Annotated in this window: 12 protein-coding genes; 2 read left to right on the forward strand and 10 right to left on the reverse strand. The window is 64.3% G+C overall.

Translation table 11 applies throughout. The annotated features are described in order from the left end of the window. Positions 1–417 precede the first annotated feature (417 nt). The 3 genes from AX750_RS12465 to AX750_RS12475 form a co-directional block, all read right to left on the reverse strand. Positions 418–1,350: a 1,3-beta-glucanase gene (locus tag AX750_RS12465; protein WP_066721601.1), complete on the reverse strand. Its 933-nt coding sequence runs from the start codon at positions 1,348–1,350 to the stop codon at positions 418–420. Between the two features lie 26 nt (positions 1,351–1,376). Then, positions 1,377–2,480 (reverse strand): glycosyltransferase family 4 protein, encoded by a 1,104-nt coding sequence (locus tag AX750_RS12470; RefSeq protein ID WP_067254329.1) that lies wholly within the window; start codon positions 2,478–2,480, stop codon positions 1,377–1,379. 72 nt (positions 2,481–2,552) lie between these two features. Further along, positions 2,553–3,899 (reverse strand): FAD-dependent oxidoreductase, encoded by a 1,347-nt coding sequence (locus tag AX750_RS12475; RefSeq protein WP_066716070.1) that lies wholly within the window; start codon positions 3,897–3,899, stop codon positions 2,553–2,555. Positions 3,900–4,162: 263 nt separating this feature from the next. Between AX750_RS12475 and AX750_RS12480 the strand changes: the two genes are divergently transcribed. Both AX750_RS12480 and AX750_RS12485 read left to right on the forward strand, forming a co-directional pair. Continuing rightward, positions 4,163–6,127, forward strand: coding sequence for a hydrolase (locus AX750_RS12480; protein WP_066716069.1), 1,965 nt, complete (start codon positions 4,163–4,165; stop codon positions 6,125–6,127). Positions 6,128–6,241: 114 nt separating this feature from the next. Then, positions 6,242–7,681, forward strand: a complete 1,440-nt coding sequence (locus tag AX750_RS12485) for an oligosaccharide flippase family protein (protein ID WP_348626280.1) — start codon at positions 6,242–6,244, stop codon at positions 7,679–7,681. On the opposite strand, the gene AX750_RS12490 is transcribed toward AX750_RS12485, so the two are convergent. From AX750_RS12490 to AX750_RS12520, 7 genes are all read right to left on the reverse strand, one after another. After that, positions 7,656–8,489 (reverse strand): FkbM family methyltransferase, encoded by an 834-nt coding sequence (locus AX750_RS12490; protein ID WP_066716065.1) that lies wholly within the window; start codon positions 8,487–8,489, stop codon positions 7,656–7,658. The two genes, AX750_RS12485 and AX750_RS12490, sit on opposite strands and share 26 nt — an antisense overlap. Beyond that, a complete protein-coding gene (locus AX750_RS12495) occupies positions 8,489–10,162 on the reverse strand; it encodes a Wzz/FepE/Etk N-terminal domain-containing protein (protein WP_066716063.1) in 1,674 nt (557 codons plus the stop codon). The genes AX750_RS12490 and AX750_RS12495 overlap by 1 nt, the downstream gene beginning before the upstream one ends. Continuing rightward, on the reverse strand, positions 10,159–12,174 hold the full coding sequence (locus AX750_RS12500) for a glycosyltransferase (protein ID WP_066716061.1): 2,016 nt from the start codon (positions 12,172–12,174) through the stop codon (positions 10,159–10,161). The genes AX750_RS12495 and AX750_RS12500 overlap by 4 nt, the downstream gene beginning before the upstream one ends. After that, positions 12,171–13,574: a hypothetical protein gene (locus AX750_RS12505; protein WP_066716075.1), complete on the reverse strand. Its 1,404-nt coding sequence runs from the start codon at positions 13,572–13,574 to the stop codon at positions 12,171–12,173. The genes AX750_RS12500 and AX750_RS12505 overlap by 4 nt, the downstream gene beginning before the upstream one ends. A gap of 67 nt (positions 13,575–13,641) precedes the next feature. Then, on the reverse strand, positions 13,642–14,334 hold the full coding sequence (locus tag AX750_RS12510; protein WP_066716060.1) for a class I SAM-dependent methyltransferase: 693 nt from the start codon (positions 14,332–14,334) through the stop codon (positions 13,642–13,644). Positions 14,335–14,370: 36 nt separating this feature from the next. Next, entirely contained in the window at positions 14,371–15,528 is a 1,158-nt protein-coding gene (locus tag AX750_RS12515; protein ID WP_066716058.1) for a glycosyltransferase, read from the reverse strand. Positions 15,529–15,601: 73 nt separating this feature from the next. Continuing rightward, positions 15,602–16,318 carry a sugar transferase gene (locus AX750_RS12520; RefSeq protein ID WP_082735108.1) on the reverse strand — a complete coding sequence of 239 codons (717 nt, stop codon included), beginning with the start codon at positions 16,316–16,318 and terminating at the stop codon, positions 15,602–15,604. Positions 16,319–16,706: the final 388 nt, after the last annotated feature.

Here is a 16,706-nt window from a genome sequence, read left to right on the forward strand (position 1 = left end):
CGGGCATCCCGGTCGGAACATCGCGCCGCCGACCCGCGCCTCGCACGATCCCGCCGACCAGGCGGCCCAGCGAAATCCCAATAGCCCACGGCCCGGGCCGCCGCTTCCTCCCCTGGAGGCTTTTCGGACGCCGGCCCTCAGCCCATTCCGAACCCGCTCGCACGGGCCGGCATCCGAAACCCTTCACACAATCCGACGTCGGTGCTCTGCCTATAAGCAGACATACGGATTGAGGCGGGTTCGCCATATTGGTGCTGTCAGTCCAGCTTGGGGCCCGGAATTGTCGCGTTGGGCTACAAGGCCGCCCGCAAACTCGACCAACGCGGATCCTTGATAGTTGGAGCCTTCGACAATCCGGGGACGGTCGTTGTCGAGCATGGCTGGTCCTCGGAGAAAGGGGCTGTTGTCACGGTCCGCTCACACGCCATAGACACGGACGTAGTCGATCCTGAGCTGTGTCTGTCGGTCCTCTGGCTTGAGCGGCTGAGGAAAGGGGACGTCTGATCGTAAAGCCAGTGTGATCAAAAGCCAGAAGACATCGTTCTGCGCATCGAGCTCTGCGGCACGCCGGATCTGCCATTGCACGGCGCGCCCGGTTTTCGGATCGCGGATCGGCCGGCGCTCGAAATAGAGCATACAGCGGTCGTCCTCGATCAACCCGCCATAGCGGAAATAGCCGCTGGTGAGATCGACCTCGGTGGCCACCCCGATCCCCTCGTGGTGCTCGCCAGGCTGTCCCCATTCGTGCAGGTAGGCCCCGTAGAGGCGGCGCTCCCAACCCTTGTGCTCGACGATGTCGAATTCGACGCTGGTGTTTGGGGAAAGGATGCTGCGTCCGTTAAGAAGCCAGAAGGCCGGAAAGCTCAGCGGATGCGCGGGAAACCACATCCGCGCCTCGAAATAGCCGCTGCGCCAGCCTCTGAGGATCGTGCCGTCCCGACGTGCGGTCTGGAGATTGCCGGAAATCCACTGATACTCGGAGAGGCCATTGCCGTAATAGGCTGGCACGTTCATCTGCCGTCCGAGATAGCGGGCCGAAATCTCGAGCGCATGGCCGCCGGAGGCCAGCGGATCGGCGACGATGGCGTAGGGGTCGAAACCCTCCTCGCCGCCGCGGCGGCTGAAGGCCGAGCGACCGTAGAAGCCCGGCTCGCGTGTCGTCGCCTTGGGGCCTGCGTGCCAGATCGCGGGATCGAGGACGGCAAAGTTCTCGTCGAAGAGCAGCGTGCGACCCAGTGTCGGGTCGGGAGCGTCCTGCTGCGCATGGGCCGGCATCATCTGCGCTGCGTTCCCCGTTGCGAAGGCGGCAGCCGCGCCGAGAACCATCCGGCGGGATGGCAAGAATGACATCGCTGTCTCCGTTGCTGGAGGGCTCCTCAGGCGGTCCGGTTTGAATGTGACACTCCGGGGCCAGCTAGGCGCCCCGACTGCCGGATTGCATCCTCGTAGACGCCGAACGTCTCCCGTGCGACGCGGCTTATCCTGAGGTGATCGATCCGGCGCTGACTGCGTGCGCGCCAGTCACGGATCGCGCCCGGTTCGTCGATCAATTGGCAGAGCGCCACCGCGAGGGCATCTGGATCGCGCGCCGGCACCAATACGCCGGCTTCCCCCTTTTCCAGTAATTCAGGGATGCCGTCGACGCTCGTCGCGACGACAGCGCAACCCGCCTCCCGCGCTTCCGAAAGAACGAGCGGCGCCGGGTCGGCATGGGACGGAAGAACGAAGATGTCGGCCCCCAGCATCCAGGGGAACGGATCCCATTGGCTGCCCTCGAAATGGACGGCGTCTCGGCAGAACAGCCCGGCGACTATATCGCGATAGGTTTCCGAATAGGGGCCTTCACCGACGATATAGAGGTGTGCGTGCGGATGACGCCGATGGACCTGTTCGAACGCGGCGAAGAGATCGGGCAATCCCTTGCGCGGATGCAAGCCGCCGACGAAGAGGATGCTCGGCGAGCCGAGTGCGGCCGGCTGGGTTTCCCGTTCGGCGAGACGCGCCGAGCCTATGGTGCCGTTCAGGACCACGCGCAGCTTTGCAGACGGAATGCCCCGTTGCTGCATGGACGCGCCGACCGCGGCGCTGACCGCGATGACGCGGGTCCCCACTCGCATGAGAATGGCACTCTTTTCGAAGGCATTGTGGACCGTCGTGACCAACGGGACTGCCGCGAGCTTGCAGACCGGCCAGGCCAACACGGCGCTTGTCATCATGTGGGCATGCACGAGGTCGGCACGCCAACCTCGTAGAAGTCGGCGCAACGCCCAGCCCGACTTTAGCAGTGTGGCTGGCTTCCGATGATGGTCGATCCGAAATGTCTCAACGCCGTTGCTGGCGAGCAGGGCATCGAAGTCGCCGCCACCGCTGGCGATCGCGACCGCATGACCGAGCCTGCTCTGCTCGCAGGCGAGATCGACCGCTGCGTGCACATGGCCGTTGGACTTGGTCGTATGGTTCAGAAGGTGGAGGATACGCATGGACCCATCCCGATGCTCGCGCCTCCGATTGTCCGGGCCTGACTCGGCGTTGCGGGCTCCCCAGACCTGCATTTACCGTGCCGGGGCAGCGCAGCGACCGAGAGCCGCCTCCGCTTCGATTGTCGAAACGCGCGCTGTCGGCTGGTAGTTGAAGCCACCTTGGCGGCCGAGCGATTCGATCCCGAAAGCCCGCAATGCCCTGACGGCCTCCGCCGCACTCTCATCGGCGCCGTTGCGGTAAATGGGGTAGGCATTCTCAAGCGACTGGCTGCCTTCGAGCCTGAGGTCACCGGAGAACAGTCCGTTCGCGGCAACATGGGCGCGGAAATCCGCCTCGGCGCGGTCGACGGAATGCCCGATGTGATTCGCGATCACCTCGACACCGAAGTACTCGCGTCCCAGCGCGCGACCGTAGAAGTCGGAATACATGGTCAGTCGCTTCCAAGCGCCGTCATACGAGAAATTGTAGATGATCTCCTCTTCGAAGCCGCGGGCGCCGTCGAAGCTGAAATAGAGCGCCAGCAGCGTGATCGTTTCGAGTTCCTGTGAAACCGGCAGGTTGCAGAGAGCTTGCAGGCGCGGAATCGGGATCGTGGAAACGATGCGATCGGCGACCACCGCCCCTTCTTCGCGGAACAGCACAAAGCCGCTTTCGCGTTTTTCGATCCGGACGAGCCGTGTGCCGGTCAGGAAATCAACGCCGCGGGCCGACAGCACCTCCGCGGCGCCGGCGTAGAGCGAGGCGAAGCCTTCGCGAGGGCGCGCCAGCTGGCAGTTGGTCGGGGCCGGCGGCTTCTTCCGGGCCAAACGGCCGAGCAAGGCGCGCAGCGAGGCGTGTTCGCTGATCCACTGCATGCGCTTGCGCGCCAGCTCGATGCCGATCTGATCGGACGCGATGCCGTAAAAACGCGTCATGTAGGCGTCGAGGCCTGAGCGGTGCAGCAGACGCGCCCCGATCCAGTGGCGCGCAAACTCGCGAGCATTGCGCATGCGACGCTGGAAAACGCGCGCATAGAGCGCAGACGCCAGTATTCGAGCCACCTCGACCGGTCCGGCTGCCAGAATGTCGTCCCTGACCGAGATCGGATAGGCGGTTATCAGCCGCTGCGGGTTGAGTCGAGCCCAGCGCGGCCTGATCTGCACATAACGGGGCAACAGTTCGGGGAAATGCTGCAGCAGCGGCGAGTCGTCCTGAAAGATCAGGCTGCCAATGTCGAAGGTGTAGCCGCCCAACGACCAATCAATATGGTTGCCGCCGATATGCGCGTATTCGTCAACGACGAGGATCCGGCGACAGCCTTGCCGAGCAAGCACGGATGCTGAGACCAGACCGGACACACCGGCGCCGAGGACAATCGCGTCATAGCTTTCGGGCGCACTGCGGTCGGCATCGTCGATCCGGTGGACCGTATCTTCCATCGCCAGACCTCACCCCTCGGCAAGACGTCAGGTTAATCTCCCGCAAGATCAGCCAAAAGCAAAACGCGTCGCCAGAGGCGCTGCCATCCTGCTCAATCGCAGGGCGAATGCGCTTTTGTTGAGCGATCGGCTTCGTGGGTGGCTGGATTCGCCACTTTAGACTGGCACGCTCCCTGCTTCAGCAGGGTCAGGCAAGTTCTGCCATGCGATCGCCGACGTCGTCGCGTCGGCCCCGATCATCGAGGCTGGGCACGGAGCGCATCATGCCGCGCTGCTTCCATCCGAACGAGGCGGAGCTGCTCCACGGTGTCGAACTGGTGTCGACAGACCTGTTCGATACCTTGCTGCTGCGCACCCTGCGGTCAGAGCGCGCGCGGATCGTCGCGGGGGAGCGCAGCTTTGCTCGAAAGCTTGCCGAGCAAGGCCTGACTGTTTCGGAGATTTGGCTGGTCGAAGCGCGTCTCGAGGCGCAGCGACTGGCCTATCGGGCGCTCAACATGGCGGCGCAGGACGGGGAGGTCGCGCTGACCGACGTGATCCGGCGCCAGATCGCCATGCTGGGACTCCCGGCCGACCTTTGCGGGACGAGGCTCGCAATCGAGATCGCGGTCGAGAAGGAAGCTCTGCGGCCGAACCGACCGCTGGCGGCGCTGCTGCGTCACTGCCGGAGCGAAGGTCGACGCGTCATCGCGATCAGCGATATCGGGCTGCCGACCTCGGCGCTGGAGACGCTGGTGTTACATGTCCATGGGGAGCCGCTGCTCGACCGGATTTATTCGAGCGCCGAGCTCGGCCTGACCAAGCGACGTGGCGGGCTCTTCCACGCGGTTCTCGCCGCCGAAGGAATGAGGGCCACGAATGCGCTGCATATCGGCGATGACCTCCTGGCCGATCATCGCGTGCCAGCGGCGCTCGGACTGCGGACCCTCCATGTCCCGCGCCGGCAAGCAAGGCGCCGGCTATCTCGGCTCCATGGCGGCGTGAGCGAACTTGGGCGCCTGGTCCGCAAGCGGCGAGCGCTGACCGGTGGCTCGCTGGCGGCCGTGGAGAAGCCCTACGCGTTCGGGCGCGAGGTCCTGGGGCCGATCGTGGCCGAATTCTGCCTGGCGATATGGCTTTATGTCGACGAGGCCGCGAAGCGGAACGATGTGGCACTTCTGTTCTGCGCGCGCGGTGGGCTCGGCATCCGCTTGGCGTTCGAGCAGGTGGTCACGTCCCTGAAGCTACCTTTCTCCGTAAAGCGCGATAATCTCATGATTTCGCGGTTGGTCGCAGCCAGAGCGGCCGTGATGACCCGCAGCGCGGCGGCGCTCGATGAACTCGGTCGCGAATTTCGCGACGACAGCTTCGCGGATGTCGCTCGCGCGCTCAGCGGCGAAAGCCATGAACTGCCTCCAGCCTGGAACGAGCCGTTCGCGCCGGCGCGCTTCTTTGCTCTGCTCGACAGTCCGGCCGGCGACGCGGTCGCCGCCGCCATCGATCGCCAGAACGGCCTGTTCCGGCGCCATCTCGTTGCGGCGAGCGGTGGCGCAAGCCGCATCATCTTGTGCGACACCGGCCTTTACGGCAGCACCCAGCGCCTGCTCGCGGCGGGTTTCCCGGAATTCAGCTGCGAGACGGTCCAATTCGCGCGCTGCAACTACAAGGGCTTCAGCGAGGATCATTTCCCGCGTGTCGTCGGGCTGGCCGTCGAGCGAAACCGCTATAGCGCCTTCGCCGTACGATCGACGGTGCTGCGCTATTGGCAATTGATCGAGAGCCTATTCGAGCCGGCCATCCCTTCGGTCCGCGTCTTCGAACAGGATTTGAGCGGCGACGTCGCTTGCAATGCCGGCGAGATCGCCTTCGGTAAGGTCGATCTGCTCGCGGGGAACGCGCTTCTGGCCGGAGCTTTGGCTTACATCGAGGGCGTCGGCGACGGGAGGGTGATCATGCAAGACGCGGCCCGCGCCTGGCTGCGGCTTCGGCAGGCCGTTACTCGGCCGGCCGAGGCGGATCTCGCGGCGCTGGCGATCGGCGAGCGTTCCGTCGATTTCGGCCGGGCCGGTGCCGTCGGGGATGGTGGCAAACTGCCGGACGGCCCTTTGTCTCGCCTGACCTCGATCCGCACGCAGCTCTGGCGTGAAGGGGCCATCGTCCGTGCCTTTCCCCATTTGCGCTGGCCGCTGCTCACAGCGATAGAGGCCTTTCATGCGCTGCGCGGATTTTCGATCGGTCTCCATCGCTGATGATCGTCACATGAGGGAGGCGCATTCGAGAATGGCCATTTCGGGCGATGCCGATTTCTGGCCAGTTTCGCTCTACCGGGCGGCGGGCATTCTTGCGAAAACGCCATGCTGGCGATGAAGGTGTTCCAGGGCGCGGGCTGGCTGGTCGCCTCGCGCTTCCTTGGTCGGTTCATCGACTTCTTCACGCTGCTGATCATGGCGCGCATCCTGACACCTGCGGATTTCGGGCTGACAGCGCTCGCTATGTCCTGCGTCGTCATCGTCGACATGGTTCTAGAAATCCCCGTGACGCAGGCTTTGGTCCGCCTGCCGCATGTCGACAGGACGCATCTCAATACCGGCTTCACCTTGGGCGCGCTGCGCGGCGTCGCGATCGCGCTGCTGCTGTTGGCCGTCGCCTGGCCGTTCTCGGCCATCAACGGCGATCCGCGGGTCGTCCCCGTGATCTTGGTCCTGGCACTTGCGCCGATCGCACGCGGACTCGCCAGTCCAGGCCTAATCCTGTTCGTCCGCGACCTGGGCTTCCTCCGCAGTTTCCTGCTCGAGACCGGAGGCAAACTCGCCGCCTTTTGCCTTGCTCTCGCGACCCTCCTGCTCGGCGGCGGATACTGGGCGCTCGTCGTCAACTTTGTCGCTGCTCCCGTCTTCGGCGCCGCGCTTTCCTACCGGCTGGCGCCATATCGTCCGGCATTGTCACTGTCGCGGCTGACGGATTTCGCTGGCTTCCTCGGCTGGTTCACCGGCGCCCAACTCGTCGCTGCGGCGACCTGGCAGTTCGACCGCATCCTTCTCGGCCTCTGGGGCGGAAAGGAGATTCTCGGACGCTATGCGGTTGCAGCCGATTTGTCGGTAATGCCGACGCAGAGCCTGATCGGTCCGGCGCTGCAACCGATCATGGCCGCCTTTGCCAGGATCAAGGCCGAGGACCAGCGTCTGCGACGCGCCTTCCTCAAAGCCGCGCGCTTCAGCATGCTCGTCTCGGTGCCCTGCAGCCTGGGTATCGCGCTGACAGCGGATCTGATCGTCGAGGTTCTGCTGGGTCCGAAATGGCGAGGAGCCGAGACCTTCCTCTGCCTGCTGTCGTTGTCGGTGATGATGACACCCTATTTTCAGGCCCTGTATTCCCTGAGTCTCGCGCTCAGCCGACCCGAGCTGATCTTCCGTTTGAATCTCTTCGATCTCGCCATTCGTTCCGCCGCCGTCGTGATCGGATTTTTGCATTTCGGCGCCGTGGGCGTCGCCGCTGGGCGCCTGGTCGCAGCTGCGATCATGGCGGGCCTCTATCTCCGCGAGGTCGGCGTGCTCATCTCCGCCGATCTGGCCAGTCAGCTCACCAACCTCTGGAAGATCGCTGCTGCGGGCGCGGTCATGGCGGGCGGGGTCCTCGCGCTGCGTTCAAGCCTGGCCTCACTGAGCCTGCCTGCGCTGGCTGAATTCGTGATCGTCGCCGGGAGCGGCGCACTGCTCTACGCCGCCAGTCTGCTCGCCTGCGGCGTCTGGCTGACAGTCGGCGCCGGCCGGCTGGAAATCACCGATCGCTGGTGGCGACGCTGAGTGACCGCGCTGCCTGATGCGCCCCTTCGCCGCGGACGTACCATCCGTCCCACTGCGAATACTCCGGGAACTTCCGACGAAAGCCTTTGGCGGCGAGCAGCGCGTCGATCTTCGCCTCCTGCGGGCTGTGGCTATGCTCCACCGACAGCAGCCGGACACGCCAGCGCTCGAAGTCGAAGGCCTGGAGGATGGCGAGTTCGCTGCCTTCGGTGTCAATCGACATGTAGTCGATCACGGCCGGGGCTCGGTGCTCCTCGAGCAGATCGTTGAGCGAGATCGTCGCGACCTCGAAGGACGGAGCCGCCCGGCGGATGGCGGCGAAGTGATCGTGCTCGGCCGTGACGGCGATGCCGGCAAGTTCGGGATCCTCGGTGGCGACGAAGGACAGACTTTCGCCGGAACTGCTGAAGACGCAGCGCTTGTCGATGATGCAGCCGCGATTGCTGTAGAGGTCATCATGCCAGAGTGGGTTGGGTTCGGCGAGAATGCCGTTCCAGCCGAACTGCTTTTCGAGAAGCCAGCTATTGCTGTTGGTCAGGCCATTCGTAGCGCCGAACTCGACGAAGAAGCCGTCGCGTTGGTCGCCGAGTTCGTAGCAGACCCAGAGGTCCTGGAGGATTTGGGAGCGGGATTTGTCGAGCCGGTCAAAGACATAGCCAAGGAAACGGATGGCATCCTGTTGTCGCGGCGCCATGATCTCCGACCGGCGCAACCGCAAGGCATTGAACAGGAGCCTGCGCAGTGCGGGGCGGTCGGTCGCATGCGCGAGGGCTCGCGCGGCAGTCTTCTTAAGGACCTTGTTGAGCATCACGACCTGCTGCGGTTGATGACGGCGCCCATAACCCTGCTGCCCGCACGCTGCAGGCGGACGAGCGCATCGTTCAACTCATCGAACCGTGTGACGCCTTCGGCGGCGACGAGGATGACGATGTCGGCATGGGTCGCGAGCGCCATCGCCTCGGAAGATGATCCGATTGACGGAAGGTCGATCAGGACGTCGCCGCGCTGTTTTGCCTGGGCGAAGACCAGCGCTGCACGCGGATCACAAAAGTCGACGATGCGGTTCAGCTGAGTGCTGGTCGAATGGAGCGGCAGCAGATGCACGCCGTTGACCGTTGTGAAGGCGGCTTGCACCGATTTCGTGTTCGAGGCGATCACATCGGCCAATGATGTCAAAGAATAATCGCCATTGTTGCCGGGGGCGGGAGAAGCATTGGCGCTGAAAACGCTGACCCTCCGCCCACGGTGAGTCAGCAACTGTGCGAGATTCATCGTCAGCAGCGTGGCACCTGCGCCGCCCTGCCACGAGCCGATCGCGACGACGGGGCGGCCCTCCGAGCGGCTCGCGCCCCAGCCGATCTCGATCGCCGTCGCCAGATCGCGTATCGCCGTCGCGAATGAGCCGGCGCGATCGCGCGTCATCAGCATCGCTTCTCCGGGGCTGGCGGCCGGCAGCAGCCTGCGCCGGCCGCGGACCTCCGGGACGACCGCGATGCAGGACAGGCCCGTTTCGCGCTGGAGGTCCTGCGGACCGCGGACGCGGCGGTTGAAGGCCGACGCGATCGCAGCAACGAACAAGCCACCGAGGAGGCCGAAGACGCCGGCGAACGCCATGATCAGACTGGCGCGTGGAGCCGATGGGCCCAGCGGTGTCTGAGCCGCGCCGATGATCCGCGCGTCGGCGTCCGGAATAGGCCGAGCCGGCAGCGCGCCGCTGCCGACGGCTATACCGGCTGCCTCGACCTGGCTGGCGAGCGCATCAAGCCTGCCCTGCAGAAACTCGGCGCCGCTGCGGGCGGAGTCGGCCTTGAAGGCGACCGACTGCAGGAGATAGGCCGACGCGGCGGCGTTAGCGACGCGGGCTGGCAGTTCGGGATCGGCCGATGCGTAGGAAATCTCGAGGACGTAAGACTGGCCTACGCGCCGTGCCGAGAAGCGACGAACGAAGTTGTCGAAAGCACTGCGCCGCGGATCGATCTGCGTGGGCGAGCCCGTCGGGCGCTGCAACGGCAAGGCCGCAGGCAGGGCGCCTGCGAGCATAGCGGAAATACGGGCGGAGAGTGCCCGCAGCGGGCCGGGTTCGGCGAGACCGAATTCGGGATGCCCGCTCAGGGCGAGTGCATCGAAGACGCTGCGCAGCAGCCGCTCCGATCGGATGACCTGCAACTCGCTGTCGGCGTGGTTCAGGTCCAGCGACGGAGGAGCGGCCACCTCTCGCGTCGCGCTCAGGACCTGCCGGCGCGGCTCGAGCAGCAGGGTGGCCGCGGCGGTGTAGGTTGGCGGTGTCATGCGGACATAGGCGAAGCCGGCGGCGAGACAGAGCGCCAGCCAGACGGCGATCGTGATCTTGTGGTCCGCTGCGGCGGCGCCGATCATGCGCAACAGCGCGATCGGCCCATCGCCGGCCAGCTGCGCTCTCTGATCGGCCAGGGGCATGACCCGGAAAGGTGCGCCCGTCACGCCGGGTTTACCCAGCATCATTTAAATCTCTCCCTGGGCTGTAGATCGGCGGCGCGTTCCGGCTGCAGGCGGCCGCGCAAGATGTCTGCGACACCGAGAATGTTGCCCCGCAGGCGCCCCCGGCGATCGATGAACGGCTCCGGCCGCAGTGAGCGGAAGAGGTTGCTCGAGATGTTTCGGAAGAGATGATCTCCGACCTGGCCGATCGTCATCGTACCTTTGCGAAGCATGTAGAGCGGGTTGACGATCTGCGAGTAGCCAAAGCGTTCGCCGGCCATGCGCCCGCCCTTGACGCCCATATGGACGCCGATCGCCTCGGCGGATTTGACCAGTCGTCCGCCTCTTCGGGCCAGCGCGCCTCCGAAGTCGCGATCCTCCAGCCAGCCGTAAAGCACGAGCCGCTCATCGAAGCGCAGGCCGGCGATACTTGAAACGCGGAAGGCCATGTTGCACCCGTACGGGCTGTAGGGCTCAATCCACGACCAATCGTCTTCGGACGGCGCCACGACCATTGTCATGGCCTCGGCAAGCGGGATGCCGGGGCCGGTGACACCATCGGCGAGAACCCGGCCCGTGAACGCATCGATGCCGGCATCGTCGCGGAAGCAACGCGCCGCGGCAGCGAGCCAATCCTTGTGGGCGATGAAGTCGTCGTCGAAGAAGGCGACGATTTCGGTCCCCGGCGGCAAGTGCGCGAGCGCCGTGTTCCGCTGGGCCGCGAGCCCGGCGGGTCCGGTCAGGACGAGGACGTCGTTGCGCCCCTGCAGTCCGCCGGCATCAGCTGCGTGAACGCATGAGACGATAACGCTGTCGGGTCTCAGTCGCTGATGTGCGAGGAGATGCAGCACCGTCTCCGTCACCACCTCCGGTCGACCGCGAGTGGCAATGACGGCGGCGATGCGGGGGGCGGGTGCCGGGATTGCCGTGACCTGCGCTGCGGAGCGGCGTGACTGTGGCGAGATCGCCAGATCGAGATAGCCTTCTGCTGTCCTGCGCCATGAGAACAAGGGCAGGCGCGTCTTGCCCCTCCCGATCAGATCGTCGCGCAAGGCGGCCGACCCGGCCAGCGCCGCGATGTGGGTCGTCCAGGCAGCCGGATCAGACGGCGAGGCGAGCAACGCCGCCCCGCCACACACTTCCGGCATGCTGGCGCGATCGGATGAGACGACCGGGCACCCACGCGCCATCGCCTCGAGGATCGGCAGACCGAATCCCTCCGTCCAGGAGGGAAACACCAGGCAGAGCGCCCGATCGAGCAGATAGGCCAGGTCGTCGTCGCCGACTCGTCCGGCCATGCAGACATTGCCGGCACGCGCGAGGTCCTCATCGGCGAAGATATCCGCCCCACCGCCGGCGACGATGACGTCGACGCCGAGTTCGGCCAGCCGGGGGGCGATCGTGACGACGAGCGCGAGATTCTTGTGACGCGCACGCGACCCCAAGGCGAGGACAAAGGGCCGCTCGCTGTTGGCGCGATCCGCCAACAGCGCTGGAGCCAGCTTCGCCTTGGCCGGGTTCCAAGCGAGCGCGTGCTCGTGGCCGTTGGGCAGGACTGCAATGTTGCCGGCGCGGATCGGCAAATGGCGTGCGAGTTGCCGAGCGGAGGCCTGGGAGACCGTCGAGATGCGGGCGCTGCGCCGAGCCAGGAGCGGCTGCAACGTCCGGTAGGCGGTTCGAAAGCTTCGGCTGTAGCTCTCCGGGTTTGTGAAGGCGTTGGCGTCGTGGATGCAGACGATCTGCTCGCGCTTCAGCGCCGGCGCGGTGTTGCAGAGATTCAGCAATGGGCCGGGACTGAGCCGGGGCAACTCGATCTGCTCCCAGCCATGTCCCATCAACCGCCCGGCTGAAACGTGATCGATCGCTTGCAGCGTCAAGACATCTGCGCGCTGCGGCGCAATCAGCATCGCGCGACGTCCCGCCTCGGATAGTGTGGCATCGAGCGCGGCGACGACGTTGCGCGCATAGCGCTGTACGCCCGTGATATCCTGGGACAGGAAGCGCCCGTTCACCGCAAAAAAGGGCGCGCTGCTCATAGCCTCGCTCCGGCGGGGATAGGGGGGACGGCACGGACTTCACCGCGGCGCGGCCTGGCCGCGATGGACAACGCGGCAAACATGCAAAACAGCAGGCCCTGGTCAATGACGGGACTGACGAGCAGGTCGCCGAGCAGCAGCCCGGCATAACCGTTTCGTGCGGCGACGGCCGCATCGGCTTCGAGGCTGCCGATGGAGCCCCGCGGGCGCAGGAAGCACTCCAGCGCGAAGATGGCGAAAAACAGCGCACCCGGAATGCCCACCGACGCAAGCAGCGCGACGGCAAAGCTCGAGGCGCGGGTGGTGCCGAGCCCAACACCCAGCCCCCAGCTATCGAGGAAATTCTGGAAGGACACGACATTCCAGGAACTGCGCTCGACACCGGAATCGGATTCCGCCTTGTTCAGCACCACGAGATCGACATAGCTGCGGACTTCCGCCGTGGCCTCGGGATTGAGCAGGAGCAGCAGGACGACCGCCAGACCGATGACCGGCGCATAAAACGCAAACAGCCCCGCATGGCCCCCAGCCCGACCCTGAACGAGGCTGACCAAGGCGGTGGCGTAGAGCAGGAGCAGCATGATTGGCGCGCCGACGAGCCCGGTCGACGAGGTCGACAGCACGATCAGGACGAACGAAAATGCCGCGAGCGAACCGGTCAACGCCCGCTGGACGCCGTAGAGCCACAAGGTGCCGGTGAAGCCGAACACGCCAAGTGTCGAACGGGCGAAGACCGAGGTCTCCGTATAGGAGCCGACGATCCGCTTCATGCCCGCCACCTCAGAGTCGGTGTGCAGCGTGTAGCGGGCATTGCGGATGAAGCTCAGTAACTCCTGCGTGCCCGTGAGATAGGTCGCCACGTCGATCAGGGCGAAAGCCAGGTTGGCGACGCAATATGCAAGGATCGCACTGAGGACGACCGTGAAGCCCTGACGCGTCGAGGCGACTGCGGTCAACGTCAACAGGCACAGCAGGGTCGCACAAAGATGGACGCTCTGGGTCAGATTGCTGGAAACCGGCGTCAGTGGCACGGTCGACCCGGTATCTTCGAAGACGGATGTGCCGAGGGGGATAATCGGGGTGACGCCCGCCAGAACACGCGGCATCAGGATGGCGCTCGCGACGCCATAGGCGACCAGACAGGCAAACCAGAAGCCCGGCTCATTGGGATGCAAGGCCTTGATCACGGCGACGGACTCGCGGCGGCGGCTCAGCACCCCGAAAGCCAGGAAGGCGACCATCAGATGGCCGGGCAGCACGTTCGCGCCTCCGATAAACAAAGCTGCGGCGGCACCCAGAACCGCCGTGATGGCCAGCCCGTGAACGAGCGCTCCCGTACCAAGCCAGAGACAGATCAGCCCGGCGAGGACGGTTAGCGCGCCGATCGGCTCGATGCTCATGGCGCGCATCCCCCCCACCTTCGTTGGGGCAGCACGGCTCGCCGACATCTGCGATCGGCCGCGACACTCATTCGGCCAACACGAGCAGCGAGTAGCCGCCCAGCACCCGGACGCTCAGATCCGGCGCGAGCGAAAAGCACAGACGGCGTGGCAAGCGCATCAGTCGGCTGCTAAGCGCCTGATTGGGCAGTTCCAGCCGGCTCGCCGTATAGGCGTGGTCGATGACCCTGTAACCGCAATCCGCCAGCGTCGCGAGAGCGGTTTCCTTGAAGAAGTAGTGCAGGTGGCCAACATTCTTGCGCAGATTGGCGATCGGCCAGCCGCGCAACAGCGATTGTACCGAGAGGTCAAGCGGGATGTGGAAGACCTTGTAGCGGCCCTTGCCGCGCAGCGATTTGATGAAGGCGATGTAGTCCTCGACATGCTCGATGACGTCAGCAATCACGAGCAGGTCGTAATCCGCTGCGCCCACCGCGGCAAAGTCACCGAAGAAAAATTCGACCTTGTCGGTCTCCTTGTACTTGGCGCGCTGATAGGCGTGCGGCGAGATCTCGTAGCCGTGAAAACGGATCGCCGGATATGCCTTCGCCAGATTGAACAAAATCTCTCCGGTTCCGCAGCCCACTTCGCAGGCCTTGTCGAACGAAATCGCGTTCTTGCGCAGGATCGCCTCGATCTGACGGGCTTTCCACGGGGAGTCCTCCTCGTGCCAGGTCGGATTCAGGTCGGCATAGGCTTCGCTCTGGTAGATCGTCTGCATCAAGGCTTCCCCGATCTCGCTATCGATCGCCTGTGATCACCCGAGGCTCTGGACCAGTGCCGGCCGTGGCCGCGCTCCCGGTGTGACCATCGAGATCGTGCCGGCGAGAGGCTTGAGCAACTGGCTGACGTGAAGCGCCATCTGCTTCTCGAACACGGCTGTCGAAAATTTTCGGGCATAGGCCGCGATTTCATGGGGGGCCCAGGCGATCCCGCGCGCCCGCTCCTCGGCGGCGATGAGCGCGTCGACAGATTGCTCGTCAAAGAAGACGCCGCTCACGCCATCCAGGACCGTTTCGGTGGCGCCGCCACGGCGAAAGGCGATGACCGGCCGCCCGCTCGCCATGGCCTCGACCGGCACGATTCCGAAATCTTCTTCGCCAGGGAAGATGAGAGCGCGGCAACGCGCATAGTGGTGGCGCAGCACGTCGAAGGGCTGGGGACCGAGCACGGTCACGTTCGGCTTGGCAATCCGGCGCAGCTCGGCGAGCATTTCGCCGCCACCGATCACCACAAGCCGCTGACCGGTTCGGTTGAACGCCTCGACCGCGAGCTCCGGCCGCTTGTAGCCAACGAGTTCGCCAACCATCAGGCAGTAATCTTCGACAAGCTCGGCGGGCAGCACCTCGAAGGCATCAACATCGACCGGCGGATGAATCACTGTCGACGCCCGACGGTAGTATCGGTGCAGCCGGGCGGCGACAGTTTCCGAATTGGCAATGAAGTGGTCGACGCGGCTCGCGGAGATGCTATCCCAATTGCGAATGTAATGGGCTAGCGCCGGCATGACGAAGCGCGTGATCGGTCCGGAACGCTCTCTGTATTCGTGGAACATGTTCCAGATGTAACGCATCGGCGAGTGGCAGTAGCAGATATGCATCGCCCCCGGTGGTGGGATGATGCCCTTGGCCGGTCCGGATTCGCTGGAGATGATGAGGTCGTAGCCACGCAGATCGAGCTGCTCCAGCGCCAATGGCATCAACGGCAGATAGCGTTGGTAGAGTTTGGCGGCACGCGGAAGCCGGCCAATGAAACTGGTCGTCACCTTGTTGCGCCGGATCTCTTCCGAGACGGCCTCGGGCACGTAGACATGAGTGAAGACATCCGCTTCCGGATACATCCGGCAGAGCGCCTCGATCACCTTTTCGCCGCCGCGCATGCCGACAAGCCAGTAATGGACAATCGCGATTTTCATGGCCCGGGTGACTCCGTGGAACTCATCTGGTCTGGGCGTCGATTGTCCGATGCGCTGGACATCGGGGCGGCAGCTAACGGCTGCCCTTTTGCGTCAGCACCGCAGGCACCGTCCGCATCAGGATCTTGGCGTCGAGCAGAAGATGCCATTCCGAGACATACTGGCTGTCGAGCGAAATACGCGTCGCGTAGGAGCAGTCGCTGCGGCCGCTGACCTGCCAGAGCCCTGTCAATCCCGGCGGAACCGAAAAGCAGTGACTGAAAGCCTCCCCATAGCGCTCGCGTTCGGCTGCCACGATGGGGCGCGGTCCAACGAAGCTCATGTCACCCACAACGATGTTGAAGAGTTGCGGGAGTTCGTCCAAGCTGGATCGCCGCAGGAAAACACCGACCGGCGTGACCCGAGGGTCATGGGTCAACTTCTGGTTCTCGGCCCATTCTCGCGCCGCGGTCGGATCGGATGCCAGAATCTGCCGGAGCGCCTCGTCCGAATTGCACGCCATCGTGCGGAACTTCCAGCAGCGGAAGGCCCTGCCGCCTCGGCCGATCCGGGTTTGCCGATAGAATGCCGGACCGCCGTCTCCGGCCCTGATCAGCACAATGATCAGCAGCATCAGCGGCGCGAGCAAAAACAGCAAGACCAATCCTGCCGTAAAGTCGAAACCTCTCTTTATTGCAAACTGCGGAGTATCGTGGTCAGCCCTCTTGGATCGAAGGGATAGAGCGAAGGGAGGCGACAATTCCTGCGAGTCAAGGGGCCGGCTCATTGCATCACCCAACTCGTTGAGCATTCATTAATAGATTATTAAGCGAGATAGAATACATGACAAGATGATTCTAAGCCTTGCAAAATGTTTATTCACATCAAATCGTAGATGGTCACCGCGCAGGCTTTGTCGGGAAAATCCCTGACAGGTCTGGCAAAATTTTGCCGCTTTCAACGGCATAGTGGAAGAACGCTTACGGCAGCCGGCTCCCGCGATGCGGCGTTACGGCAATTGAGAAGATGCCGCCTCCATTTGACCAGATAAGCCGGCCGACCAGTGCCGCCGTACTACTGAAACCATCCGCGCGTGATCGCGTATTGGACGATCTTCTGACGGCTATCGATGCTCAGTTTGCTGCTAGGCCTCGTGGACAAAGCTTGACCTGAGACACGCGGATTGATTCAAGGCTTCT

Origin of the sequence: Methylobacterium sp. CCH7-A2 (genome assembly GCF_001557075.1) — a bacterium.
Lineage (GTDB): Bacteria > Pseudomonadota > Alphaproteobacteria > Rhizobiales > Beijerinckiaceae > Allobosea > Allobosea massiliensis.